The organism is Streptomyces sp. SID14515, from assembly GCF_010548505.1.
Lineage (GTDB): Bacteria > Actinomycetota > Actinomycetes > Streptomycetales > Streptomycetaceae > Streptomyces > Streptomyces caviscabies.
Window position 1 is genome coordinate 63,763 of the sequence record NZ_JAAGMH010000134.1, and the last position, 23,604, is coordinate 87,366.

21 protein-coding genes are annotated in these 23,604 nt (G+C 72.0%); 13 read left to right on the forward strand and 8 right to left on the reverse strand.

What is annotated here, in order from left to right:
- The first annotated feature begins 137 nt into the window (after positions 1-137).
- Positions 138-929: a L,D-transpeptidase family protein gene (locus G3I54_RS31695; protein WP_164619699.1), complete on the forward strand. Its 792-nt coding sequence runs from the start codon at positions 138-140 to the stop codon at positions 927-929.
- Between the two features lie 90 nt (positions 930-1,019).
- Positions 1,020-1,601: a Uma2 family endonuclease gene (locus G3I54_RS31700; protein WP_164619701.1), complete on the forward strand. Its 582-nt coding sequence runs from the start codon at positions 1,020-1,022 to the stop codon at positions 1,599-1,601.
- A gap of 71 nt (positions 1,602-1,672) precedes the next feature.
- Here G3I54_RS31700 and metG read toward each other — a convergent pair whose 3' ends face one another.
- A complete protein-coding gene (gene metG / locus G3I54_RS31705; protein WP_164619703.1) occupies positions 1,673-3,286 on the reverse strand; it encodes a methionine--tRNA ligase in 1,614 nt (537 codons plus the stop codon).
- A gap of 183 nt (positions 3,287-3,469) precedes the next feature.
- Between metG and G3I54_RS31710 the strand changes: the two genes are divergently transcribed.
- Both G3I54_RS31710 and G3I54_RS31715 read left to right on the forward strand, forming a co-directional pair.
- Positions 3,470-4,123, forward strand: a complete 654-nt coding sequence (locus G3I54_RS31710) for a response regulator transcription factor (RefSeq protein WP_024263690.1) — start codon at positions 3,470-3,472, stop codon at positions 4,121-4,123.
- Positions 4,120-5,427, forward strand: coding sequence for a HAMP domain-containing sensor histidine kinase (locus G3I54_RS31715; RefSeq protein ID WP_164619705.1), 1,308 nt, complete (start codon positions 4,120-4,122; stop codon positions 5,425-5,427). The genes G3I54_RS31710 and G3I54_RS31715 overlap by 4 nt, the downstream gene beginning before the upstream one ends.
- Here G3I54_RS31715 and G3I54_RS31720 read toward each other — a convergent pair.
- Entirely contained in the window at positions 5,361-6,983 is a 1,623-nt protein-coding gene (locus tag G3I54_RS31720; RefSeq protein WP_164619707.1) for a VWA domain-containing protein, read from the reverse strand. The two genes, G3I54_RS31715 and G3I54_RS31720, sit on opposite strands and share 67 nt — an antisense overlap.
- 294 nt (positions 6,984-7,277) lie before the next feature.
- On the opposite strand from G3I54_RS31720, the gene G3I54_RS31725 reads away from it, so the two are divergent.
- Both G3I54_RS31725 and G3I54_RS31730 read left to right on the forward strand, forming a co-directional pair.
- Complete coding sequence (locus tag G3I54_RS31725; RefSeq protein WP_164619709.1) at positions 7,278-9,347, forward strand: PhoX family protein; 2,070 nt, start codon at positions 7,278-7,280, stop codon at positions 9,345-9,347.
- A 118-nt stretch (positions 9,348-9,465) separates the two neighbouring features.
- Entirely contained in the window at positions 9,466-9,867 is a 402-nt protein-coding gene (locus G3I54_RS31730) for a S4 domain-containing protein (RefSeq protein ID WP_164619711.1), read from the forward strand.
- A gap of 81 nt (positions 9,868-9,948) precedes the next feature.
- Here the strand turns inward: G3I54_RS31730 and G3I54_RS31735 are convergent, their stop codons facing one another.
- Positions 9,949-10,194 carry a DUF2630 family protein gene (locus G3I54_RS31735; protein WP_164205593.1) on the reverse strand — a complete coding sequence of 82 codons (246 nt, stop codon included), beginning with the start codon at positions 10,192-10,194 and terminating at the stop codon, positions 9,949-9,951.
- Positions 10,195-10,338: 144 nt separating this feature from the next.
- Positions 10,339-11,232 (reverse strand): hypothetical protein, encoded by an 894-nt coding sequence (locus G3I54_RS31740; protein WP_164619713.1) that lies wholly within the window; start codon positions 11,230-11,232, stop codon positions 10,339-10,341.
- A gap of 131 nt (positions 11,233-11,363) precedes the next feature.
- On the opposite strand from G3I54_RS31740, the gene G3I54_RS31745 reads away from it, so the two are divergent.
- The 5 genes from G3I54_RS31745 to G3I54_RS31765 all read left to right on the forward strand — a co-directional run bounded on the left by G3I54_RS31745 (position 11,364) and on the right by G3I54_RS31765 (position 15,805).
- Entirely contained in the window at positions 11,364-11,771 is a 408-nt protein-coding gene (locus G3I54_RS31745; RefSeq protein WP_164619715.1) for a hypothetical protein, read from the forward strand.
- A gap of 159 nt (positions 11,772-11,930) precedes the next feature.
- A complete protein-coding gene (locus tag G3I54_RS31750) occupies positions 11,931-12,500 on the forward strand; it encodes an NAD(P)H-dependent oxidoreductase (RefSeq protein WP_164619717.1) in 570 nt (189 codons plus the stop codon).
- A gap of 58 nt (positions 12,501-12,558) precedes the next feature.
- Positions 12,559-13,530 (forward strand): ATP-binding cassette domain-containing protein, encoded by a 972-nt coding sequence (locus tag G3I54_RS31755; protein WP_164619725.1) that lies wholly within the window; start codon positions 12,559-12,561, stop codon positions 13,528-13,530.
- Entirely contained in the window at positions 13,527-14,384 is an 858-nt protein-coding gene (locus tag G3I54_RS31760; RefSeq protein WP_164619727.1) for an ABC transporter permease, read from the forward strand. The genes G3I54_RS31755 and G3I54_RS31760 overlap by 4 nt, the downstream gene beginning before the upstream one ends.
- Before the next feature lie 143 nt (positions 14,385-14,527).
- Complete coding sequence (locus tag G3I54_RS31765; protein WP_164619729.1) at positions 14,528-15,805, forward strand: MerR family transcriptional regulator; 1,278 nt, start codon at positions 14,528-14,530, stop codon at positions 15,803-15,805.
- 27 nt (positions 15,806-15,832) lie between these two features.
- Here G3I54_RS31765 and G3I54_RS31770 read toward each other — a convergent pair whose 3' ends face one another.
- The 4 genes from G3I54_RS31770 to G3I54_RS31785 all read right to left on the reverse strand — a co-directional run bounded on the left by G3I54_RS31770 (position 15,833) and on the right by G3I54_RS31785 (position 21,839).
- Positions 15,833-19,405 carry an AAA family ATPase gene (locus G3I54_RS31770; RefSeq protein ID WP_164619731.1) on the reverse strand — a complete coding sequence of 1,191 codons (3,573 nt, stop codon included), beginning with the start codon at positions 19,403-19,405 and terminating at the stop codon, positions 15,833-15,835.
- Positions 19,406-19,543: 138 nt separating this feature from the next.
- Entirely contained in the window at positions 19,544-19,966 is a 423-nt protein-coding gene (locus G3I54_RS31775) for a universal stress protein (protein ID WP_164619733.1), read from the reverse strand.
- Between the two features lie 116 nt (positions 19,967-20,082).
- On the reverse strand, positions 20,083-20,742 hold the full coding sequence (locus G3I54_RS31780) for an FMN reductase (protein WP_164619735.1): 660 nt from the start codon (positions 20,740-20,742) through the stop codon (positions 20,083-20,085).
- Positions 20,743-20,747: 5 nt separating this feature from the next.
- A complete protein-coding gene (locus G3I54_RS31785; RefSeq protein WP_164619737.1) occupies positions 20,748-21,839 on the reverse strand; it encodes an LLM class flavin-dependent oxidoreductase in 1,092 nt (363 codons plus the stop codon).
- A 153-nt stretch (positions 21,840-21,992) separates the two neighbouring features.
- Between G3I54_RS31785 and G3I54_RS39125 the strand changes: the two genes are divergently transcribed.
- Positions 21,993-22,133, forward strand: coding sequence for a DUF6126 family protein (locus G3I54_RS39125; RefSeq protein ID WP_203687479.1), 141 nt, complete (start codon positions 21,993-21,995; stop codon positions 22,131-22,133).
- Positions 22,134-22,463: 330 nt separating this feature from the next.
- A complete protein-coding gene (trpS, locus tag G3I54_RS31790) occupies positions 22,464-23,579 on the forward strand; it encodes a tryptophan--tRNA ligase (RefSeq protein ID WP_164619739.1) in 1,116 nt (371 codons plus the stop codon).
- Positions 23,580-23,604: the final 25 nt, after the last annotated feature.

Sequence of the window (23,604 nt, forward strand, 5' to 3'; positions counted from 1 at the left end):
GGCGGTAGGGCGACGCGGTACAGCCGGATGGCCCCGGTTCGGATTCGGCCGGGCCGGGCCCGGCAAAGACTGGCACCGAGACACCCCTCTCGCACCCCGCCTCGCGCCGTCCGCCGCCACCCGAGGAGCCCGCCACCGTGTCCGTCCCGCGCCGCCCGCCCGCCCTGCTCGCCGCACCGCTCCTCGCCCTGGCCCTGCTGCTCACCGGCTGCGCCTCCGACGCCGCACCCGCGAAGGCCCCCGAAGGCGTCCCGGGGCAGGGCGCCGCGGGCCCGCAGTCCGACGCCGCGTCCGCGCTCCGGACCTCGCCCACCGCCGCGCCCACCCCCGCCCCGGCCGAGATCCCGGACCTGGGACCGCAGACCCGCGCGGCGATCCCCGCCGAGGCCCGTCAGGCGTTCGTGGTGACCGGCGAGGGGGCCGACTCCAACCAGTCCAGCGCGGTCCTCTACAGCCGCGAGGACCCTGCGAAGGGCTGGCAGCCGGTCGCGGGCCCCTGGCCGGCGCACAACGGCATGGAGGGCTGGACCGACCACCATGTGGCGGGCGACCTGAGGTCCCCCACGGGCGTCTACACCCTCACCGACGCCGGCGGCCGGCTCCCCGACCCGGGAGCCCTGCTCCCGTACGACGAACACCCCCGGTTCGCGGTGGACGGCGAGGGCTTCTTCGGAGAACCGCTGGAGGGCTCCTTCGACTACGTCGTCGCGATCAACTACAACCGCACGGAGGGCGTCAGCCCCCTGGACCGCACCCGCCCGCTCGGCCTCGAACGCGGCGGCGGCATCTGGATCCACGTCGACCACGGCGGCCCGACACAGGGCTGCGTCTCCATCCCGGAGGAGCTCATGGAAGAACTCCTGCGCACCCTGGACCCGGCGATGAACCCGGTGATCGTGATGGGGGACGCGGAGACGCTGGGGCGGTGATGGGGCGGACGGGCGAGGGATCGTGCCCGTAGGCTGAAGGCCTTCCCTACTGACAAGTGACCCGGTGACCCAGTGCAGGAGGAGGTCGTGGTGAGCGTGGTCGAGGATGGTGTCCTGACGCAGGAAATCTTCGAGGACCTGGCCCGTCACGCCATACGCGCCGAGGAGGCGCTGCGGCTAGAGTTTGTGAACGGGAAACTGGGGGTCAAGGCCGTGCCGGACGGGGACCACGGGCGGATCATCGCCTGGCTGACGCAGATCTGCATGCAGTCGGATCCGAGCAGGTGGCTCTTCGGCGAGCAAGGCCTGCGTATCGAGTCCTACCGCAAGGGCAACGCCCGTCCCGACGCCACTCTCGCTCCGATCGACACCTTCGTCGGCCAAGGCGAATGGGCCACCCCCGACGGCGTCCTCATGGTCGTCGAGGTCACCTCGTACGACGAGGACACCGACCGGCGCGACCGCGTCGAGAAGCCGCGCGCGTACGCCGAGACTGGTATCCCCGTCTACCTGCTGATCGACCGGGACACCTGCGAGGTCAAGGTCCACTCGCAGCCCGACGGCGTGCGGTACGAGCAGGTCGTGACGGTGCCGTACGGCAAGACCGTCACACTCCCCGACCCGGTCGGGATCGAGCTGGACACCGAGCCGCTCAAGAACTGGACGCGCTGACCGACGCCGTATGCGAGGAGCCCGGGACCGTTGTTCGCGGTCCCGGGCTCCTGACGTACGTACGGCGGTGGCTACGCCGGCTTCTCCTCCAGGCGCGGGAACAGCACCGCGCCCTTCGTCACCGTCGCGCCCGCGGGCAGGATGCCCCACGTGCCCGCGTCCTGGACCCTCTGGTCGGCCAGCGCGCCCAGGGACTCCTCGGCGCCCAGCGACTCCCACAGGCTCTGCGAGGTCTCCGGCATCACGGCGTTCAGCAGGACCGCGACCCCGCGCAGCGCCTCGGCGGCCGTGTACAGGATGGTCGCGAGGCGGGCCTGGCCCTCGGGAGTGGTGTCCTTGGCCACCTTCCACGGCTCCTGCTCCGTGATGTAGCCGTTGACCTGCTTCACGAAGTCGAAGACCGCCAGGATGCCGGACTGGAAGTCCAGCTCCTCGCCGATCTTCCGGTCGGCGGTCGCGACGGCCTTCGCCAGGCCCTCCTGCACGGCCCGCTCGGCGTCGCCGACGGCCGTGGCCTCCGGCAGCGCGCCGCCGAAGTACTTGCCGACCATCGCCGCCACGCGCGAGGCGAGGTTGCCGTAGTCGTTGGCCAGCTCGGAGGTGTAGCGGGCGGTGAAGTCCTCCCAGGAGAACGACCCGTCGCTGCCGTACGCGATGGCCCGCAGGAAGTACCAGCGGTACGCGTCCACGCCGAAGTGCGAGGTCAGGTCCTGCGGCTTGATGCCGGTCAGGTTGGACTTCGACATCTTCTCGCCGCCGACCATCAGCCAGCCGTTGGCGACGACCTTGCCGGGAAGCGGCAGGCCCTGCGCCATCAGCATCGCGGGCCAGATCACCGAGTGGAAGCGGAGGATGTCCTTGCCGATCAGGTGCACGTTCGCCGGGAACGTACCGTCGAACTTCTCCTGGTTGGCGCCGTAGCCGACCGCCGTCGCGTAGTTGAGCAGCGCGTCGATCCAGACGTAGATGACGTGCTTGTCGTCCCACGGCACCGGGACGCCCCAGTCGAAGGTCGAGCGCGAGATCGACAGGTCCTGGAGGCCCTGCTCGACGAAGTTCACGACCTCGTTGCGCGCCGACTCGGGCTGGATGAAGTCCGGGTTCGCCGCGTAGAACTCCAGAAGCTTCGGGCCGTACTCGCTGAGCTTGAAGAAGTAGTTCTCCTCCTTGAGGAGCTCCACCGGCTTCTTGTGGATCGGGCACAGCTTCTGCCCGGCGAACTCGCCCTCGCCGTCGATCAGATCGCCGGGGAGCTTGTACTCCTCGCAGCCCACGCAGTACGGGCCCTCGTATCCGCCCTTGTAGATCTCGCCCTTGTCGTACAGGTCCTGCACGAACTCCTGCACACGGTCGGTGTGCCGCTTCTCCGTCGTCCGGATGAAGTCGTCGTTGGCGATGTTCAGATGCTCCCAGAGGGGCTTCCACGCCTCCTCGACGAGCTTGTCCGCCCAAGCCTGCGGAGTCACGTTGTTCGCCTCGGCCGTGCGCATGATCTTCTGACCGTGCTCGTCCGTGCCGGTGAGGTACCACACCTTCTCGCCGCGCTGGCGGTGCCAGCGCGTGAGCACGTCGCCTGCGACGGTCGTGTAGGCGTGGCCCAGGTGAGGAGCGTCGTTGACGTAGTAAATGGGGGTCGAGACGTAGTACGCCGTCGCCCCCTGCTTCTCGGATCCAGTGGCCGCCATGGTCGAAATCCTAACGGTCCGTTGAAGATCCACTCACATCGATAAACGGGGGCCGCGCGCGTAGGCGGAGCGAAGCCCTCCGGTGGAGAGCTTTGCGAAACATCCGTTCCCGTAATGGTTCCCGTAGGAAAGTCGCATCCTGGGAGGGAGCGGACAAGCGTGCACGAGGCAGGGGACATCACCATGCGGGTTCTGGTCGCCGAGGACGAGGAGATCCTCGCGGAGCTGGTCGCCACCGGACTGCGCCGGGCCGGTTTCGCGGTCGACACGGTGTACAGCGGCGACGCGGCCCTCGCCTACCTCGGCCTGCACGACTACGACGTCGTCGTGCTCGACCGGGACCTCCCCCGGGTGCACGGCGACGACGTGGCCCGCCGCCTGGTCGCCTCCGGCTCCCGCACCCGGATCCTGATGCTTACCGCCTCCGGCGCGATGGAGGACCGGGTCGCCGGGCTCGACCTGGGGGCCGACGACTACGTCAGCAAGCCGTTCGAGTTCCCCGAGCTGGTCTCCCGGGTACGCGCCCTGCGCCGGCGCAGCGCCAGACCCGTACCGCCGCAGCTGGAGCGGCACGGCATCCGGCTCGACACCGTACGGCGCTCGGCGCTCCGCGACGGCCGGGACCTGGACCTCTCGCCGAAGGAGTTCACCGTGCTGCAACTGCTCCTGGAGGCCGACGGCGGCACGGTCAGCGCGGAAGAGCTGCTGGAGCGGGCCTGGGACGCCAACGCCGACCCGTTCACGGGGGCCGTACGCGTCTGTATGAGCAAGCTCCGCGCCAAACTCGGCGAGCCCGCGCTGATCCGCACCGTGCAGGGCGTCGGGTACGCCCTGTGAAGCGGACGGACCTGCTGCGCCGGCTGGTGGACGCCTCGAAGCTGCCGCACTCGACGATCCGGACCCGTATCGCCCTCGTGTACGGCGGTGTCTTCCTGGTGCTCGGCACCGCCCTGCTGGCCACCGTCAACCTGGCCTCCCGCGCCGGTACGGAGACCGACGCGCGGGCCATCGCCTCCTCGGCGGACACCGGCCCGCCCGGATACGTCGTCCACCCGCCCGGATACGCGGTGAACGGTCCCGTCATCACCCGTAGCTCCGCCGGATCGCCGACCGTCTACGAGATCACCGACCATGTCAGCGACGCGGCTGGCAAACAGCTCATGAACTGGTCGTTCGCCGCGCTGCTCGTGATGACGGCGGGCGCGGTCGGAGTGGGCTGGTGGATAGCGGGCCGGGTGCTGCGGCCGGTCCACGCGATGACCGCGAAGGCCCGCAGGCTCTCCGAGCGGACCCTGCACGAACGGATCGCGTCCAGCGGCCCCGACGACGAGCTGAAGGAGCTGGGCGAGACCCTGGACGCGCTGCTGGGCCGCCTGGAGAAGGCGTTCGACAGCCAGCGCAGGTTCATCGCGAACGCCTCGCACGAGCTGCGGACCCCGCTGGCCACCCAGCGCGCCGCGATCCAGATCGGCCTGGACGACCCGTCCCCCGAGGACCTCGTCCGCACCCGGCAGACCCTGCTGGACACCAACCGGCGCAGCGAGCGGCTCATCGAGGGGCTGCTCGTGCTGGCCCGCAGCGAACGAGGGCTGGCCACGGACGAGCGCGAGTCGGTCCGCCTCGACCACGTGGTCAAGGAGGAGACGGGCCGGCATCCGGCGGTACGCGGCACGATCGGCGGCCCGGCGGGCCGGACGACGGACGGCGGGCCGGTGGTGACGGTGACGGCGACCGCCTGTTCCGTGCGCGGCAACCGGCTGCTGCTCGCCCAGCTGGTGGCGAACCTGCTGGCCAACGCGGTCACCTACAACGTGCCGGGCGGCTCGGTGGAGGTCTCGTTGAGCGGAGAGGGGGCCCTGCTGGTGCGCAACACCGGACCGGTGGTCTCCGAGGCCGATATCGCGGGGTTCTTCGAGCCGTTCCGGCGGGGCGAGGGCCGGGACCGGATGGGCCCGGGGTCGGGGCTCGGTCTGTCGATCGTCCGGTCGATCGCGGTGGCCCACGGCGGAACGGTCACGGCGAGACCGGGCCCGGAGGGCGGTGGTCTCGCCGTGACCGTACGACTGCCGGTCGATCAGCCCTCGGAGCCGGCCGCGCGCGCGGCGGTCCAGGCCGGCAGCCCGGCGAGGATCTCCCGGTAGAGCTCGGCGTCCGCGATCTCGCGGGGCGCCGGGCCGGCGTGGAAGAAGCCGGCGTTCGGGGCGTCGAGCTTCCGCAGGAAGTCGAAGCCCTTCGCGTCCTGCTCGCCGAAGGCGACGAACTGGAAGAACAGCGGCAGCCGCGCCGCCTCCGTGAGGGCCTGCCGGGCGGCCTGCTTGGCGTCCGGCGGGCCGTCCGTCTGGAAGACCACGAGAGCCGGACCGGTGGCCTCTGTCTTCTCGTAGTGCGCGACGATCTCCTCGACCGCGCGGTGGTAGTGCGTCCGGCCCAGCCGGCCGAGGCCCGCGTGCAGCTCGTCGACGCGGCCCTCGTGGCCGGAGAGCTCGATGGATCCGGTGCCGTCGATGTCGGTCGAGAAGAAGACGACCGGCACGGTGGCGGCCTCGTCCAGGTGCGCGGCGAGCGCGAGCGTCCGGTCGCCCAGGTGCTGGGCGCTGCCGTCCTTGTAGAACGGCCGCATCGAGCCGGAGCGGTCGAGCACCAGGTAGACGCGGGCGCGGAGCCCGGTCAGCCCGTGCGCCTTGAGCGCCGCCTGCGCCGCCTTGTACGGGGCGACGAGCTGCGGAGCCTGCGACTTGACCCGCGCGAGGGTGGTGGCGGGCTTGCCGGCGGCGGGCTCCGGTGCGGTGGGCGCCACCGGGGCTTCCTCGGCGGCGGCCGGCTCCGGTGCGGTGGGGGCCGCGGGGGTCTCTTCCACGACCGCCGGGGCCACCGGGGCCTCTGTGACGGCCGGTGCCGCCGGTGCCGCTGAGGCTTCGGGGGCCTTGGGGGCCTCCGGGGCTTCAGCGGTCTCAGGGGCCTCAGCGGCCTTGGGGGTCTCCGAGGTGGCCTGAGGCGCCTCGGGGGCGGCCTCAGGGGCGGGCTCGGGAGCCGTCTCCGGGGCCTCCGCCGCTGCCGGTGCGGCCTCCGCTGCCGGCTCCGGCTTGGTCTCCGGCTCCTGTGCGGCCTCCGGCTCCGGGGCCTCGTCGAGGTCGAGGTCGATCGTGATCGGCTCCGGGGCCGCTACGGGCTCCTCGGCCTTGACCGGCTCTTCGGCGGCCACGGGCTCTTCGACGGCCTCCGGCTTCTCGGCGGCCACCGGCTCTTCGAGGGCCACCGGCTCCGGCTCCGGCTCCGCGGGCTTCTCCGCCTTCGGGGTCTCCTCCGGGGCCGAGGCCTGCGCGGGGACGGTCGGCGACGGCTTGGCGGCGGCGGCCGCCTTGTCGAAGGCCTCCGCCACCAGGTCGGTGGCCTTCGCACCGTCACGCTCCGTGGAGTCGCCGGAGTCCGTGGAGCCGGCGGCGGTGGAGGCGGTGGACGTGGCCGTGGACGCGGACGCCGTGGACGGTGCGTCGGCGGAGGACGGGGCGGAGGACGAGGGCGAGGCGGGGGCCGGGATCGACGCCTTCGGCTCCGCAGCGGGCTCGGCCGCCGAAGTGGTCTCCGGCTCCGTCTCCTTGGGCTGAGTGCGCTCGGCCTGGGGCGGGACGGTGGCCGTGGTCGGCTCGTCCTGCTCCGTGCGGCCGAACACCTTACGCAGCAAGCTCCGAATGCCCATGGGCGAGGCCTTTCGCATGAGTTGGGTGCGGGGAATGTCCGCCCTGGGTGAATTCATCCCTGGCCAGGACCGGATACGTAAGGTTAGCGGCCGGATCCGGCCGTTCGCCGGTGCGGCCCACCCCTGCGTCAACCGAGCCGAAACCGTTCCCGGACCGAGTCCGCGACCGTGTCCGCCGTCGGCCCTCAAGGGCACAGCGGTGGCCCGGACTTCACCCGCCGTTCACCGGGAGTCCCTCGGACCGCGTGGAGGCGCACCTACCGTCACGCACGACACCAGACGGAGGGAATCCACGTGCGCAACCTGCTGCCGTTCATCAGCTCGCATCCCGGTGGGCGTTCCGCGCTGACCTGCCGCTTCCGCTGCGGGGACGCCTGCTTCAAGGAGACGCCCAACAACAGCGACAACGAGTACGCCGGCGACATCATCGCCGGTGCCGTGTCGCGCCGCTCGATGATGCGCGCCGCCGCCGTGGTCACCGTCGCCACCGCCGCCGGGGCCGCCGCGCTGACCGGTCCGAGCGCCCCGCAGGCCGAGGCCGCCGCACTGGCCGGGCACGGAAACAAACCGGGCCACCCCCACAAACCGGCCCCGTCCGGGGCGCGTGGCCTGCGGTTCTCGCCGGTCGCGCCCAACAAGGACGACAAGGTCACGATCCCCGACGGGTACGCCCAGAACGTGGTGATCCGCTGGGGCGAGCCGATCCTGCGCGGCGCGCCCGCCTTCAACCCGGACAAGCAGACGGCGAAGGCGCAGGCGGGCCAGTTCGGCTACAACAACGACTTCCTCTCCCTGCTCCCGCTGCGCGGCGAGCGCGGGCGGCAGGTGATGGTCGCGAACCATGAGTACACGGACGAGATCCTCATGTTCCGCGGCTACGATCCGGCCAACCCGACCCGCGAACAGGTGGAGATCGCCTGGGCGGCGCACGGACTCTCCGTGGTCGTCGTCCAGGAGGAGAACCGCACCGGCAAGCTGGGCCCGGTCAACCGGCACCCGCTGAACCGCCGGCTGACCGCGACGAGCGAGTTCCGTGTGACGGGCCCCGCCGCGGGCAGCCCGCTGCTGCGGACGTCCGCCGACCGCACGGGCCGCAAGGTGCTGGGCACCCTCAACAACTGTGCGGGCGGCACCACTCCGTGGGGCACCACGCTGCACGGCGAGGAGAACTTCAATCAGTACTTCGCCAACGGCAACACCGACATGCACAAGCGGTACGGGATCGGCACCGGCGCCACCGAGCGCAAGTGGGAGCGGTTCGACCGGCGGTTCGACCTGGCGAAGGAGCCCAACGAGGCCAACCGCTTCGGCTGGGTCGTCGAACTCGACCCGTACGACCCGGACTCCACCCCGCGCAAGCGGACCGCGCTGGGCCGGTTCAAGCACGAGGCGGCGCAGCCCCGGCTCACCTCCGACGGCCGTCCGGTCGTCTACATGGGCGACGACGAGAAGTTCGACTACCTCTACAAGTTCGTCTCCAGCAAGCGGATGAAGAAGGGCAACTCGCGGGCCGCGCGCGAGCACAACCTGACGCTGCTGGACGAGGGCACGCTGTACGTCGCCAAGTTGACGGGGGACTCGCCGGTCACCGAGATCGACGGCACCGGAAAGCTTCCGGTGGACGGGGAGTTCGACGGCAGCGGCGTCTGGATCCCGCTGGCCACCGGCACCACCTCGCACGTACCGGGCATGACCGCCGACGAGGTGTACGTCTACACGCGGCTCGCCGGTGACAAGGTCGGCGCGACCAAGATGGACCGCCCCGAGGACGTCGAGCCCTCGCCGCGCACCGGCCGGGTCTATGTGGCCCTCACCAACAACTCGGACCGCGGCAAGGAGGGCAAGGCCGGAGCGGACGAGGCGAACCCGCGCAACGGCAACAAGCACGGTCAGATCCTGGAGCTCGCGGAGAACTGGGACGACCCGGTGGGCGACGGCTTCGCCTGGCGGCTGTTCCTCGTGGCGGGCGACCCGGAGGACCCGTCGACGTACTTCTCCGGCTTCCCCAAGGAGAAGGTCAGCCCCATCTCCTGCCCGGACAACGTGGCGTTCGACGCCCACGGCAACCTGTGGATCTCCACGGACGGCAACGCGCTCGGCTCGCACGACGGGCTGTTCGGCGTGGCGACCCACGGTGACCGGCGCGGTGAACTGAAGCAGTTCCTGACCGTCCCGGCCGGGGCGGAGACCTGTGGCCCGGTCATCCAGGACCGCCGTGTCCTGGTCGCGGTCCAGCACCCGGGCGAGATCGACGGGGCTTCCGTGGAGAAGCCGGCGAGCGTCTGGCCCGACGGACCGGGCAAGATCGTCCGTCCCTCGGTCGTCGCCGTCTGGCGCAAGGACGGGCGCGACATCGGCGTGTGAGGTCTGGCGTGTGAGGTTCGGCGTACGAGTCCGGCGTACGAGTCCGGCGTACGAGGTCGGCGGGCGGGAGCCCTTATTGCCTCCCGCCCGCCGACCGGTCCGCATTACAGTCGGACCCATGGTTTCCGGTGACGCACCACAGGCGGAGGGAAGCGTCCGGGTCGACGTGTGGATCTGGTCGGTCCGGCTGACGAAGACCCGGGCCCAGGCGGCCGCCGCCTGCCGGGCAGGGCATGTGAAGGTCGGCGGCGAGCGGGCCAAGCCCGCACAGGCCGTACGCGTCGGCGACGAGGTGCGGCTCCGGCACGCGGGGCGGGACCGGGTGGTCGTCGTCTCGAAGATCGTGAAGAAGCGGGTCGGCCCGCCGGTGGCCGTGGAGTGCTTCGTCGACAACAGCCCGCCCCCGCCGCCCCGCGAGCTCGCGATCCAGGTTCCCGTAAGGGACCGGGGCACGGGCCGTCCGACCAAGCGCGACCGCCGGGAGATGGAACGACTTCAGGGCCGCCCGCCGGAGAACTGACGCCGCGCCGTCCGGTGTTTCACGTGAAACACCGGACGGCCGCCGTGATCCTGCTCCAGGCCTTGGAGCCCTCGACCCCGGTCAGCTCTGGTAGCCCTCCACCTCGTCGGCGGGGCGGACTTTCGCCGTCGACGGGTCCTCGCCGTACTCGCTGAGCGCCCGCCGCCGGCGCAGCAGATCCCAGCACTGGTCGAGCTGGACCTCCACGGCCCGCAGCCGGGCTTTCTCGTCCGTGGACAGGCCCATCTTCGCCACGGAGCGGTCGCGCAGGTCGCGCTCCTCGGAGACCAGCTCGTCGATGTTCTCGAAGATGTCTCGGTCGGCCATGACGCCTCTTTCGGGTCGCACGCCTCTCAGGGCCTGTCGTCAAACTGCCGTCTGCCGGGCGACGCCTGGCACGCACGCTCGGGCGCTCGGTGGCGGTCGTCGCCCGGTGACGGCCACGGATCCCACTCTCACCCGGCCACCGCCTCATCGCACGTCGGCCGGGGACGTCCTGTTCCGCAGGAGCACCCGGGCCGACACCGCCCCCACGAGCAGGACCGCACCGACCGCCAGCACCACCCACACCGTGGTCCGCAGCGAGTCGGTCAGGGCGTCGAACACGGCGGCGGCCGCGTCCCGGTCGCCGCCCGGCACCTCGTCCAGCACCCGGCTCCGGCCGACCGCGACCAGCACCCGGAGCACGAGTGCGCCGAGCAGGAACCCGGCGCCCACGACCGCGGTGGCCCACAACCCGGCCCGCAGTCCGCGCCGTACGGTCGCGGTGCCCACCACCAGGACGAGCAGGACCAGGGTGGCGACCGCCGGCCAGATGCTGCAGTAGCGAAGCCACCGGAACGAGTTCCTGAGGTCGTCGGCCTGACCGGGGCCGAGCACGGTGATCTCCGTCCGCTCGACCGGGATCTGATCCGCGAACGGCACCCCGTCGCGGACCAGGTCCTGTTTGACCTGGTCGATCACCGGGGCCAGATCGATCGTCACGGCCTCTCCGCTGTCGCCGTCCAAGGCGGCCGCCACCGCCTGGTGCGCGGCCCGGTTGGCGGTGTCCCAGGCACGCTGGAAGGCCTCGGTGCTGGTGAAGGAGCGCACGGACTCGTGCAGGAACTCCCGGACCGTGTCCTGGAGCGGGCCGAGATCGATCTGCCGCATCGCCTCCTCGGTGACCAGGTCCGCGACGGTGGTCCGCACCGCCGGGTCCGAGGCGAGCGGGGAGACGGCGGCGACGTATCGGTCGGTGTCGTCGATCTCCAGGTCGACCCAGGCCGAGAGCGCGCCGAACGGCACGAGGACGGCGAGCAGGACGAGCAGGAGCGCCGAGAAGGCCGCCGAGGCCGCCGAGATCGCCGAGGGAGAGGTCCGCACTCCTCCAGGGAATCCCGTACGGAGCCGGGCCGCTCCGGGCCGTACGCCATTCGAGTTGCCGGGTCGCGCGGTCGGGTGTGCTCTGGAGGAACGGGGGCGTGCGACGGGGGCGACGGAAGGAGCTGTCCGTGATGGCCACACACGCAGCCATGCCCGGCCGAAGGGGCGCCCGCGCACATGCGCGAACCCGCCACCACACCCCGCTCGCCTGGGCCCTGCCTCTGGTGCTCGGCGTGATCTACGGGTTCTACGCGGCGTTCATCCGCCGCGACGGCGGCCCCAGCACCGGCGGGCAGGTCTTGCTCGGGCTCGTCTCCGGTGTCGCTCTGGCGGCCCTCTGCTTCGCGCTGGGCCGGATCCAGCGCTCTCTGCCGCGCGAACTCCGGGCGGTCGCGTACGGCGCGCTGACCGCGTGCGCGATCGGCTTCCTGGTGAGCCTCACCGACACCAGCGTGCTGCGGTCGACCGGTCTGGGCCTGGTGGTCGGGGCGGGCGTTCTCGTCATCTCGTTCTACTTCCTCTACACGCGGGAGACCTGAGACCCGTCCGCCGTCCCCGGCTCCTCCGACCGCGTGCGCGGCCGCCAGATTCGATCTGGCGGCCGCGCCCCCGCGTCTGGCGCCCAAGAGGTGAGGGAGCGGTCCGGCCCGGACGGGAGGTCCGGGAAGCGCCGCGGGACGCGGGAGGAGGAGCGAGCGATGACGACGGACGGTGTTCCGCTGCGGGTCGCGGTGATCATCGGCAGCACCCGCGAAGGGCGCATCGGCGATGCGGTCGGCCGCTGGTTCATGGAGCGGGCCCAGGGCCGGAGCGAGCTGGACCTCGCCGTGCTGGACCTCGCCGACTTCGACTTCCCCGTGCACTACCCGGGGCGGGCGACCGGGCAGATGACGGAGTTCACCGAGGAGATCGCCAGGGCCGAGGCCTTCGTCGTGGTCACCCCGGAGTACAACCGCTCGTTCCCCGCCTCGCTGAAGCAGGCCATCGACTTCGCCTACGAGGAGTGGCAGACCAAGCCGGTCGCCTTCGTGAGCTACGGACACGGTTCCGCCGGGCTGTACGCCGTGGAGCAGCTGCGCTCGGTCTTCACCGAGCTGCACACGGTGACCCTGAGGAACGGGGTCGCGCTCGACTTCCTCCAGCAGCCGCTGGAGGGGCACCCCGGCGACACCGGCCGGGACCGGTCCGTGGGCCTGATGCTCGACCAGCTCGGCTGGTGGGGCTGGGCCCTGCGTGAGGCGCGCGCCGTCCGCCCGTACGTCTCATGAGCTGCCGGGCCCGACACAGCTCGCAGACACCCACCGACGACCCACAAGGAAATGGATCATGAGCACTGAACTGGCCATCGAGACCACGGGGCTGGTGAAGGTCTTCGGCGACAACCGCGCGGTGGACGGCATCGACCTCGCCGTCCCCACCGGCACCGTCTACGGCGTCCTCGGACCCAACGGCGCCGGCAAGACCACCGCCGTCCGCATGCTCGCGACCCTGCTGCGCCCCGACGGCGGCACGGCCCGGGTGTTCGGCAAGGACGTCGTGAAGGACGCCGACGCGGTCCGCAGCCGGGTCAGCCTGACCGGGCAGTACGCCTCGGTGGACGAGGACTTGACCGGCTCGGAGAACCTCGTCCTGCTCGGCCGGCTGCTCGGGCACACCAAGCCGGCGGCCCGCGACCGGGCGGCCCAGCTGCTCGAAGGGTTCGGGCTGACCGAGGCGGCGGGCAAGCAGGTGAAGAACTACTCGGGAGGCATGCGGCGGCGCATCGACATCGCCGCGTCCATCCTGAACACCCCGGACGTGCTGTTCCTGGACGAGCCGACCACCGGACTCGACCCCCGCAGCCGCAACCAGGTGTGGGACATCGTGCGGGCGGTCGTCGCCCACGGCACCACGGTCCTGCTGACCACGCAGTATCTGGACGAGGCCGACCAGCTGGCCTCCCGCATCGCGGTGATCGACCGCGGCAAGGTCATCGCCGAGGGCACCAAGGGCGAGCTCAAGGCCTCCGTCGGCGCCGGCACCGTCCATCTGCGGCTGCGGGACGGCGATCAGCGGGTCGAGGCACAGCGGGTGCTGGCGCTCGCGCTGAACGCGGAGGTCCAGCTGGACGCGGACCCGGTGGCGCTGACCGCCCGGATCGACGCCCAGAGCACCGAGCAGGGCGCGGCGGAACAGGCCGGGCGCGCCCTGGCCGAGCTGGCCCGGTCCGGCATCACGGTCGACAACTTCTCGCTGGGACAGCCCAGCCTCGACGAGGTCTTCCTCGCACTCACGGACAAGAAGGGAGTGGCGGCATGAGCACCGCGACCGCCAAGACGGAGCCGGAGGACGTGGCGCTCGCCGCGCCGGACACGGAACGCCTCTCGCGGCTCCTGGTGGGCCAGGAGCGCCCGCCGAGGCCCAGCGCCCTGTCGGCGTCGGTGACCTTCGGCTGGCGCGCCATGCTGAAGATCAAGCATGTGCCGGAACAGCTCTTCGATGTGACGGCTTTCCCGATCATGCTGGTCCTGATGTACACGTACCTCTTCGGAGGGGCGCTGGCCGGCTCCACCGAGGAGTACATCCAGTTCCTGCTGCCCGGCATCATGGTGATGAGCGTCGTGATGATCACGATGTACACGGGCGTCGCGGTGAACACCGACATCGCCAAGGGCGTCTTCGACCGGTTCCGTACGCTGCCGATCTGGCGGCCCGCTCCGATGGTCGGCTATCTCCTCGGCGACGTCCTGCGCTATCTGCTGGCGTCGGCGGTGATGCTCGCCGTCGGCATGATCATCGGGTTCCGCCCGGACGGCGGTGTGCTCGGCGTGCTGGCGGGCATCGCTCTGCTGGTGGTGTTCTCGTTCGGGTTCTCCTGGATCTGGACGATGTTCGGTCTGCTGCTGCGCTCCGAGAAGTCGGTGATGGGCGTCAGCATGATGGTGATCTTCCCGCTGACGTTCCTCAGCAATGTCTTCGTCGACCCGAAGACGATGCCGGGCTGGCTCCAGGCCTTCGTGAACAACAGCCCGGTCACCCACCTCGCCACAGCCGTGCGTGAGCTGCTGGCGGGCAACTGGCCGGCCACCGACGTCGCCTGGACGCTGGGCTGGGCCGGGGTGCTCATGGTGGTCTTCGGAGTGGTGACGATGCGGCTCTACAACCGGAAGTGACCGACCGGAGGTGACCGACGGCGGAGCCACCCGCCGCAGGCGTCGCGGAGACACCCGCCCCGTGCATCCTTGACCTTCCCCGCGGGGGAAGCCCCAGCATCGGTGGGGCCGGGCGGAAAGCGCCCGGTACGAGGAGGTACGGGGTGGAACGCGAAGGCCGCGCGGTGGGCGCCGCGAGCGGGGAGCTGGTGACGATCGGGGAGTTCGCCCGGCTGTCCCGGCTCTCCGCCAAGGCGCTCCGGCGCTACGACGAGCTGGGCCTGCTCCGGCCCGCCCTGGTCGACCCGGTGAACGGTTACCGGTACTACGACCCGGCGCAGGTGGAGGGGGCCCGGCTCGTGGCGTGGCTGCGCAGGATCGGCATGCCGCTGAGCCGGATCGGCCGGGTCGTGGCGCTCGACGCGGGCGCCGCGGCGGTGGAGATCCGGGCCTACTGGGCGCGGGTGGAGGCCGAGACGGCGACCCGGCGCGATCTGGCCATGTACCTCGTCGACCATCTGTCAGCGGAAGGCAGGGCCATGTCGCGGATACCGGGCAACACCGGGAACACGGAGAACACAGGCAACACGGTCAACACAGGCAGCATGGGGAGTGCAGGCAGCCCAGGGAGCGCAGGCGACTCCGGCAGCGCGGGTGGTGAGGGCGGTACGGGACGTGCGGGGGCGGTGCCGCTCGCGATCCGGTGTGCCGCGCTGACCGATGCCGGGGCGGTGCGTACGGCGAACCAGGACGCGGCGTTCGCGGGGCCTCGGCTGCTGGCGGTCGCCGACGGTTTCGGGGAGGGCGGGGCCGAGGCGAGTGCGGCGGCGATCGAGGCGCTCAAGCCTTCCGCGTGGGGCTCCCGGGGTGGTGCGCCGTCCGCCGCGGATCTGCTGAACGCCCTGGAGGACACGGCGGATTCCGCTTCGCGGGCGGTCCGGGAGGCGGTCGCTTCCTGTGCGGCCCCGGACGGTTCGGGGACCACGCTCACCGCGATGCTGTGGACCGGGTCGCGGCTCGGGCTCGTACACATCGGGGACTCGCGGGCCTATCTGCTGCGGGGCGGTGAGCTGTTCCGGATCACGCACGACCACAGCCTGGTCCAGTCGATGATCGACGACGGTTCGCTCAGCCAGGAGGAGGCCGCCTCCCACCCGCAGCGCGCACTGCTGCTGAAGGCCCTGGTCGGCGAGGCCTGGTCCGCCCAGCTCGCGGTGGCGACCCGTCCCGACGTCCGCTTGCAGGAGGTGCTGGCCGGGGACCGCTATCTGCTCTGCTCGGACGGTCTGTCGGCGGTGGTGGACGAGGCGGACCTGAGGGCGGCGGTCGTCGCGGCGGACGACCCGGAGGAGGCCGTACGCCGGTTGGTCGGCCTGGCCCGTGAGGCGGGCGGGCCCGACAACGTGGCGTGTGCCGTCGCCGATGTCGTCGTCGAGGAGTAGTCGGCGTACGGAGAAGAGCGGCGCGGGTCAGAGCCGCCAGTCGGGGGAGTGCTCGGGGCGGTAGGCGCAGGTGGTCCCGGTCGTCACGGAGGCCTTGAGATGGGCCGCCAGCGCGGGGTGCAGGGTCTCCAGCTTGCGCAGGGTGTCGCGGATCCGGGCGGTGACCGTCTTGCGGGCCCGCTCGGTCTGGTCGCCCAGCCGGCGGGTCCGGCCGCCGAGCCCGGCCGCGGTGCGGAGCTCGTCGAGGAGGGCCTGCCGCTCCCGGTCGTACGCCTCGACCTGCCGGACGTCGTCCCGGGCGGCGGCTCGGTCTATCTCGGCGTCCAGCCGGGCCAGGCGTTCCTTGTAGCGGCGCTTGGCCTCCTCGTCGAGCACCGGGTCGCCGCCGAGCTGTCCGGCGGCGACGACGAGCTCCCCGCCCTCGGGCGCGAGGAGCCGGACCGCCGGGACGTCGGCGCCGGGCAGCCCCAGCAGACTGTGCAGGTCCCGCAGCCCCTTGGCGTCCGGGACATGCACGGTCACCCCGTCCCACCGCAGCTGCCACACCGGCCCGTTCCGCCGGAACTCGGCGGAACCGGAGGCGGCGGCGGGACCGGAGGTGGCAGAGGCGCCGGTCCCGGTAGAGGCAGCGGCGGAGGCGGTTGCGGCGGCAACGGTGGGAGCGGCGGTGGGCGGGGCCGTACGGAGGGCCGAGGCCTCGGCCTCCAGGTGGTGCAGGTCCAACTCGCGCGCCTCCCGCGCCACTTCGCCGAGCAGCCGCCGAGCCCGCCCGGCGTCACCGGCGCCCTCGACACCGCCACCCTCAGCACCGGCCCTCTCGACCCTGGCACCCTCCGCACCGGCCCCCTCCGCAGCGGCGCGGGCGAGCAGGGCGCGGGCCAGGCCGAGTCGGGCGCGTACGGCCCAGGGGCGGGCGCCGAGGCGGGCCGAGGAGGCGGCGGCCTCGGTGAGCGCCGCCACCGCCGCGTCCTGGTCGTCACGCGCGGCGGCGAGCATCCCGAGCCAGAGGTCGACGGGCCCGCCGATGTCGCACCCGTACAGCGAGACGATCCACTGGCCCGTGTAGGGGGCCAGCTCGTCCTCCGCGCGGGCGATGAGGCGCCGGTCGCCCGTCACCGCGGCCGTCTGGGCCAGCAGCCGGAGCCACAGCGGCATGAACGCCCGCGGATAGGGGCCGTCGCGGTCCGCCTGCTCGGCGATCAGGCGCAGCGCGGGCGTCGCGTCGCCCTGCTCCACCGCAGTGACCGACTCCAGCAGCCCGGGGTAGGGGTACCCGGCGGCCGGAAGCCTGCCGACGATGCCCTCGGCCTCGGCGAAGTGCCCCTGGATCAGATGCAGCGCCCAGTGCAGGTGGTGCCCCATGAAGCCGAAGTCGACGTGGTCCTTGCTCTCGGGGTCGAGCGCATCGTCCCGCAACGCGGTGGTCGCCTCGGCGAACCGGCCCTGCAGAGAGGCGATCAGGCTGGTGTCGACGGCGATGCCCAGGGCGAACCGGGGCAGTTCGGTCTGCTCGGCGAGCCGGACGAACGTACGGAACTGGTCGATGAAGGTCGGGTCGCCCAGCTCCAGCAGCGCCACCCAGCGCATGGACGTCGCGTGCAGCTCCATGTCCTGGTGCCGGGTGCGCCGGCCGATGAGGGTCATCTCGTCGGTCAGCCCGATCCGCTCCACCGCCGAGCCGAGGCCCCACACGGAGTCGTGGCGCGCCCAGAGCGAGAAGGCGAGCGCCTCGTCGTCCGAGCCGCTCCGGGCCAGCGCCATGATGTGGATGGCCAGCTCCTGGGCGAGCCGGTCGTCGGAGAGGTTCTCCTGGCCCTCCTTGCCGGTGAGTTCGCGGTGCGCCTCGGCGAGGAGGTCTCTCGTGGACGCGTCGAGGCCGCCGCCCATGGAGCCGTCGCGGTAGAGGGTGATCGCCACCCGGGCCAGTAGCTCGGGGTCGTCCAGCTCCCGGGCCAGGGCGACCGACCGGTCCAGCAGGCGCTGCGCCTCGGCCGTCTCCCCCGCGTGCCGGAGCTGTCCGGAGAGGTCGAGGCCGATCGGCGCGGCCCGCCGGAGGTCCGGGCCCCGGCCCGCCGTACCCGCCCCGCCCGCCGGGTCTCCTCCCGGCGACCCGGATGACGCCCCCGGCCCACCGGGCGCCCCCGGCTCACCCGACTCCTCCGCCTCGCCGTAGGCCACCGCGAGGGCGCGTCGGTAGTGGCCGACGGACTCCTCCTCGGCCAGGCGTCCCGAGGCGTCCCGGGCGGCCGCCAGCAGCAGGTCGATCCGGCGGTCGCGGTCCAGGGCCCCGCCGGCGAGGTGGGCGTGCCGGGCGAGGTCGCCGGGCCGTACCGCGTCACCGAGGCCGCCGTGCGCGTCCAGGGCCCGCACGGCGGCGGCATGGCGTTCGCGGGCCTCGGCGTCGTCCAGCGAGGCGTACAGCGTCTCGCGCAGCAGGTCGTGGGCGAAGGCGTACTGGCCGGACGGGCGGGGAACGACGACCCGGGCGACGACGGCCGACTCCAGCAGCCGCTCCACATGGGGGACCGGCGAACCGTGCACCACGGCCAGGACCTGCCGGCGGAACTCCCGGCCGAGCAGGGCGGCGCTGGTCAGCAGGGCGACGACCGGATCGGGAAGCAGGGCGAGCCGCTGCCGGACCGCTTCCCGCACGCCGGGCGGAATGGTGGAGACCGGGCTTCCGCTGTGCCAGAGCCGGGCGGTCTGCTCGACGAAGAAGGGGTTGCCGCCGGTGCGCCGGTGGACCTCGTCGACCAGCTGCGGTGCGGGCTCGCGGCCCGTCGTCACCGTCATCAGCGCGCCCACCTCGTCCCGGCCGAGGCCGGTCAGGGTGAGGGTCGCGGCGGCGCGCGAGACCAGCGGCAGAATCAGCTGCTGGAGCGGGTGTCCGAGGGCCTCCACCTCGACGTCCCGGTAGGTGCCGATCAGCAGCAGCCGCTCGAACCAGGCGTGCTGGGCGGCGAATTCGAGCAGCCGCAGCGAGGCCGGGTCGGCGCTGTGCAGATCGTCGAGGACGACCACCAGCGGCCGGCTCTGGGAGACCGTGACGAGGGCGGTGGTCACCGCGTCGAAGAGCCCGAACGCCTCGGGCCCCTCAGGCGTGCCGCCCCCGGGGGAACCGCCACCGGGCGATCCGCCGCCCGACGGGCTCGTACCCGTCGCCGTGCCGGGCTCGCCGCCCTGCGCCCCGCCGGAACCCGGGCCCCCGGCCGCCGCCGGGGCCGACAGCGTGCTGGGCCTCGGGCCGTCCGCTCCCCCCATGGCGATCCTGACCGGATCGCCGAGGAGCGCGGCGAGCCGGCCGTCCGACGCCTCCTGGGCCGCCGCCCATTCCGCCGCCGTGGCGGACCGGCGCAGACCGCGCAGGACCTGCACCCAGGGCCAGTAGCCGGGGGTGTTGTCGGAGTCCCAGCAGGAACCGCCGACCACCAGCGCCCCGCGCCGCCGCGCCTCGTGCGCGGCGTCGGTGACGAGGGTGCTCTTGCCGATCCCGGCCTCGCCGGTGACCAGCACGAGACCGCCGTGGCTGTCCGTGGCCCGGGCGATCTCCGAGCGGAGTACGCCGACGGGGTGGTCGCGCCCGAAGAGAGCAGGGGTCATGACCACACGATAGGAGCACCCACTGACAACGGCCCCTCGTTTCCGTACAGGGCCGTTGCCGAGGCCGTGAGCGAAACAGCCCGCGAAACAGCCCGCGAGACCGCCCGCGCGGCCGCCCGCCCGGCCGTCGCGTGACCGTCAGTCGCGGACCACCGTCACCGGGCACGGCGCGTGCTGGGTGACATGGAGGCTGACCGAGCCCAGCAAGGTGGCCTTGAAGCCGGTGTGGCCGCGGGCTCCGACGACGAGCAGATCGGCGCCCTGGGCGCGGTCCAGCAGCGCCTGGGCCGGGTTGCCGATGACCACGATCTTGCTGACCGCGGCGGCTCCGGCGGCGCCGAGGGCCTCCTCCAGCGCCTCGGTGAGGGAGACGGTGGCCAGGGCCTGCGGGTCGAAGTCCTCCGGCATGCCCGGCATCATCGACGCCCAGCTGGTGGCGGGGTACTCCCAGCTGTTCACGGCCTCCACCGTGGCGCCGGTCAGCTCGGCCTGGCGCACGGCCCAGTGCAGTGCCTTGATCGAGGATTCGGAGCCGTCGACGCCCACAACGATCCTGCCCATATCTGCCTCCAGCTCGGTCGCGCTCGGCCTGTTCGGTACAGCGCCCGGTCTCACTGTAGTCAAATAGGGCAATCGGGGCGGGTCCGTGTGACCCGCCCCGTACCGCCCGCCCGCCCTCAGTCCAGCCGCAGGTCCGCGAGCTGCTGTTCGAAGGGGACGACCGCGTCCTCCCCGTCGTCCAGGCCCGGCGTCCGCGAGGCCCCGGAGACCGTACGGCCCAGGATCGCGGAGGCCAGCTCGCCGCCCGCGCGCCGGATCCGGGACGGCAGGCCCTCGGTGTACTCGTCGCCCGAGGAGCCCCAGTCCTCCGACGCCGCGTAGACGGAGGTGGGCACGGTGACGGCCCGCAGATAGGCGAAGAGCGGGCGCAGCGCGTGCTCCAGGACCAGCGAGTGCCGGGCCGTGCCGCCCGTCGCCGCGATCACGACGGGCTTGCCGGTCAGCGCGGTGTTGTCGATCAGGTCGAAGAACGACTTGAACAGTCCGCTGTACGAGGCGGTGAACACCGGCGTCACGGCGATCAGCCCGTCGGCCTCCGTCACCGCGTCGATCGCTTCCCGCAGCGCGGCCGAGGGGAAGCCGCTGAGCAGGTGGTGGGCGATGTCCACGGCGAGGTCGCGGACCTCGATGATCTGGACCTCGACGTTCCGGTCCTGCTCGGCCGCGAGGCGCTCGCGGGCGGCGGCGGCCAGCCGGTCGGCCAGCAGCCGGGTGGAGGACGGCTGGCTGAGCCCGGCCGATACGGCGACGATGCGCAGCGGTGTGGTGGCGAACATCGGGGTCAGGACTCCTTTCCGGAGGCTCGGGCGGCGGCGACCGCCGGGTGGACGGGTGCGGACTCCGGCACCCCGGCCGGCCGCAGGTTGGCGAACTCCTTGCGCAGCACCGGCACGACCTCCTCGCCGAGGATGTCGAGCTGCTCCAGGACCGTCTTCAGCGGGAGCCCCGCGTGGTCCATCAGGAACAGCTGGCGCTGGTAGTCGCCGACCTCGTCCCGGAACGTCAGCGTCCGCTCGATGACCTCCTGCGGGGAGCCCACCGTCAGCGGGGTCTCGCGGGTGAAGTCCTCCAGGGACGGGCCGTGGCCGTAGACCGGCGCGTTGTCGAAGTACGGGCGGAACTCCCGTACCGCGTCCTGCGAGTTCTTGCGCATGAACACCTGGCCGCCGAGCCCGACGACGGCCTGTTCGGCGGTGCCATGCCCGTAGTGGGCGTAGCGGCGGCGGTAGAGGTCGACCATCTTCTTGGTGTGCTCCATGGGCCAGAAGATGTTGTTGTGGAAGAAGCCGTCGCCGTAGTAAGCGGCCTGCTCGGCGATCTCCGGCGAGCGGATGGAGCCGTGCCAGACGAACGGCGGGACGCCGTCCAGCGGGCGCGGGGTGGCGGTGAAGGACTGGAGCGGCGTACGGAACTTGCCCTCCCAGTCCACGACGTCCTCGCGCCACAGCTTGTGCAGCAGGGCGTAGTTCTCGATGGCCATCGGGATGCCCTGGCGGATGTCCTTGCCGAACCACGGGTAGACCGGTCCGGTGTTGCCCCGGCCCATCATCAGGTCGACGCGGCCGTCCGCGAGGTGCTGGAGGGTGGCGTAGTCCTCGGCGATCTTCACCGGGTCGTTGGTGGTGATCAGCGTGGTGGAGGTGGACAGGATCAGGTTCTCGGTGCGGGCGGCGATGTAGCCGAGGGTCGTCGTCGGGGAGGACGGGACGAACGGCGGGTTGTGGTGCTCGCCGGTCGCGAAGACGTCCAGGCTGACCTCCTCGGCCTTCTGCGCGATGGCCAGGGTCGCCTTGATCCGCTCGTTCTCGGTGGGGGCCCGGCCGGTGGTCGGGTCGGTCGTGACGTCTCCGACGGTGAAGATCCCGAACTGCATGGCGTCCGCCTTCCTGGGTCCCGGCCGGGAATCCGGGGATCCGGAGGCCCTGACCAATTTGGTTGAACGTTGAACTACACCCTACAACGGGACCCCCCTCCGTCCTATTCCGCACGGCCGGGCGCCCTTCGCGGCCGGGCGTACTCTGGAACGGTGAGCGAGCTGAAGAGCAACAGCGAGGAGTGGAAGGCGCGCGGAGTGTTCGTGCGCGTCTTCGTCTACGTCTTCGCGACGCACCTGTTCGCCGGGTTCATCTGGCTCCTCTTCTACGTGGGCGAGCACGCGCCGAAGTAGCCCCGTGGTGAACGGAGTGGCCCTGTGATGACCGGAGTGGCCCCTCGTATGAACGAAACAGACCCTTATGTGAAGTGGGCCCCCTCTATACTGAAGCGCATGACCTCCGTCCCGTACCGAAACTGGTGGCGCTCCTCCTAGGAGCGGCCACAGCATCTGCACGGAACCAGGGCCGTTCGACATGGACGGCCCTTTTCGCTGCCCTCGTACGGCACCTGTACGGCACCTGTACGGCACCTCGTACGGCGCGGACACGGAGACGAAGCGCAGCGGCGCTCACCGGCGGGGCCGTCCTCCACGCACCATCCACGCGAGGAGAGACCCGATCCCATGACCAGCACCGCCCCCGCACCCGCCGCACCCGCCGCCACCGGCACAGCGCCCACCGCACTCGCCCCGGCCGCCCCGGCTGCCGCCCCGGCCGAGCTCCGCAGCTCCGAGCTGGAGCGCCGTATCGCCCAGGACCCCGGCAGCTTCCGGGTCCTCACCGGGGACCGCCCCACCGGAGCCCTTCACCTCGGCCACTACTTCGGCTCCCTGCTCAACCGGCTCCGCCTCCAGAACCTCGGCGTGGACGTCATCGTCCTCATCCCCGACTACCAGGTCATCACCGACCGGGACACCGCGGAGCGGCTGGGGGAGTACACCGACGGGCTGCTCCTGGACTATCTGGCCCTCGGTCTCGACCCCGCCCGGTCCACCGTCTTCTGCCACAGCGCCGTTCCCGCGCTCAACCAGCTCATGCTGCCCTTCCTCAGCCTCGTCTCCGTCGCGGAGCTGAACCGCAACCCCACCGTCAAGGACGAGATCGCGCACTCCCGGCAGTCCACGGTCAGCGGGCTGATGCTCACCTACCCGGTCCACCAGGCCGCCGACATCCTGTCCTGCAAGGGCAACCTGGTCCCGGTCGGCCGGGACCAGGCGCCCCACCTGGAAGTCACCCGGACCATCGCCCGCCGTTTCAACGAGCGGTACGGCGATGTCTTCCCGGAACCGGACATCCTGCTCTCCGCCGCGCCCCTGCTGCTCGGCACGGACGGTACGAAGATGAGCAAGAGCCGGGCCAATTCCGTGCCGCTCTCCGCCACCGCCGACGAAACGGCCCGCCTGATCAAGGGCGCGACGACGGACGCCGACCGGCACATCACGTACGACCCCGACGCCCGCCCCAACGTCTCCTCGCTGGTGCTGCTGGCCGCCCTCTGCCTGGAGCGGGGCCCGCACGAGGTCGCGGCGGAGATCGGCGACGGCGGGGCCGCCGCGCTCAAGCGGACGGTGACCGACGCGGTCAACGGCCACCTGGCCGCCTTCCGGGCCCGGCGGGCGGAGTACGCGAAGGACCTGCCGTACGTGCGGTCGGTGCTCCGCGCCGGCAACGAGCGGGCGAACGCGCTGGCGGAAGCCACGCTGGACGAGGTGCGGGAGGCGATGGGCGCGTTCCGGTAGCCCTCGGTGGCGTTCCGGCAGCCCG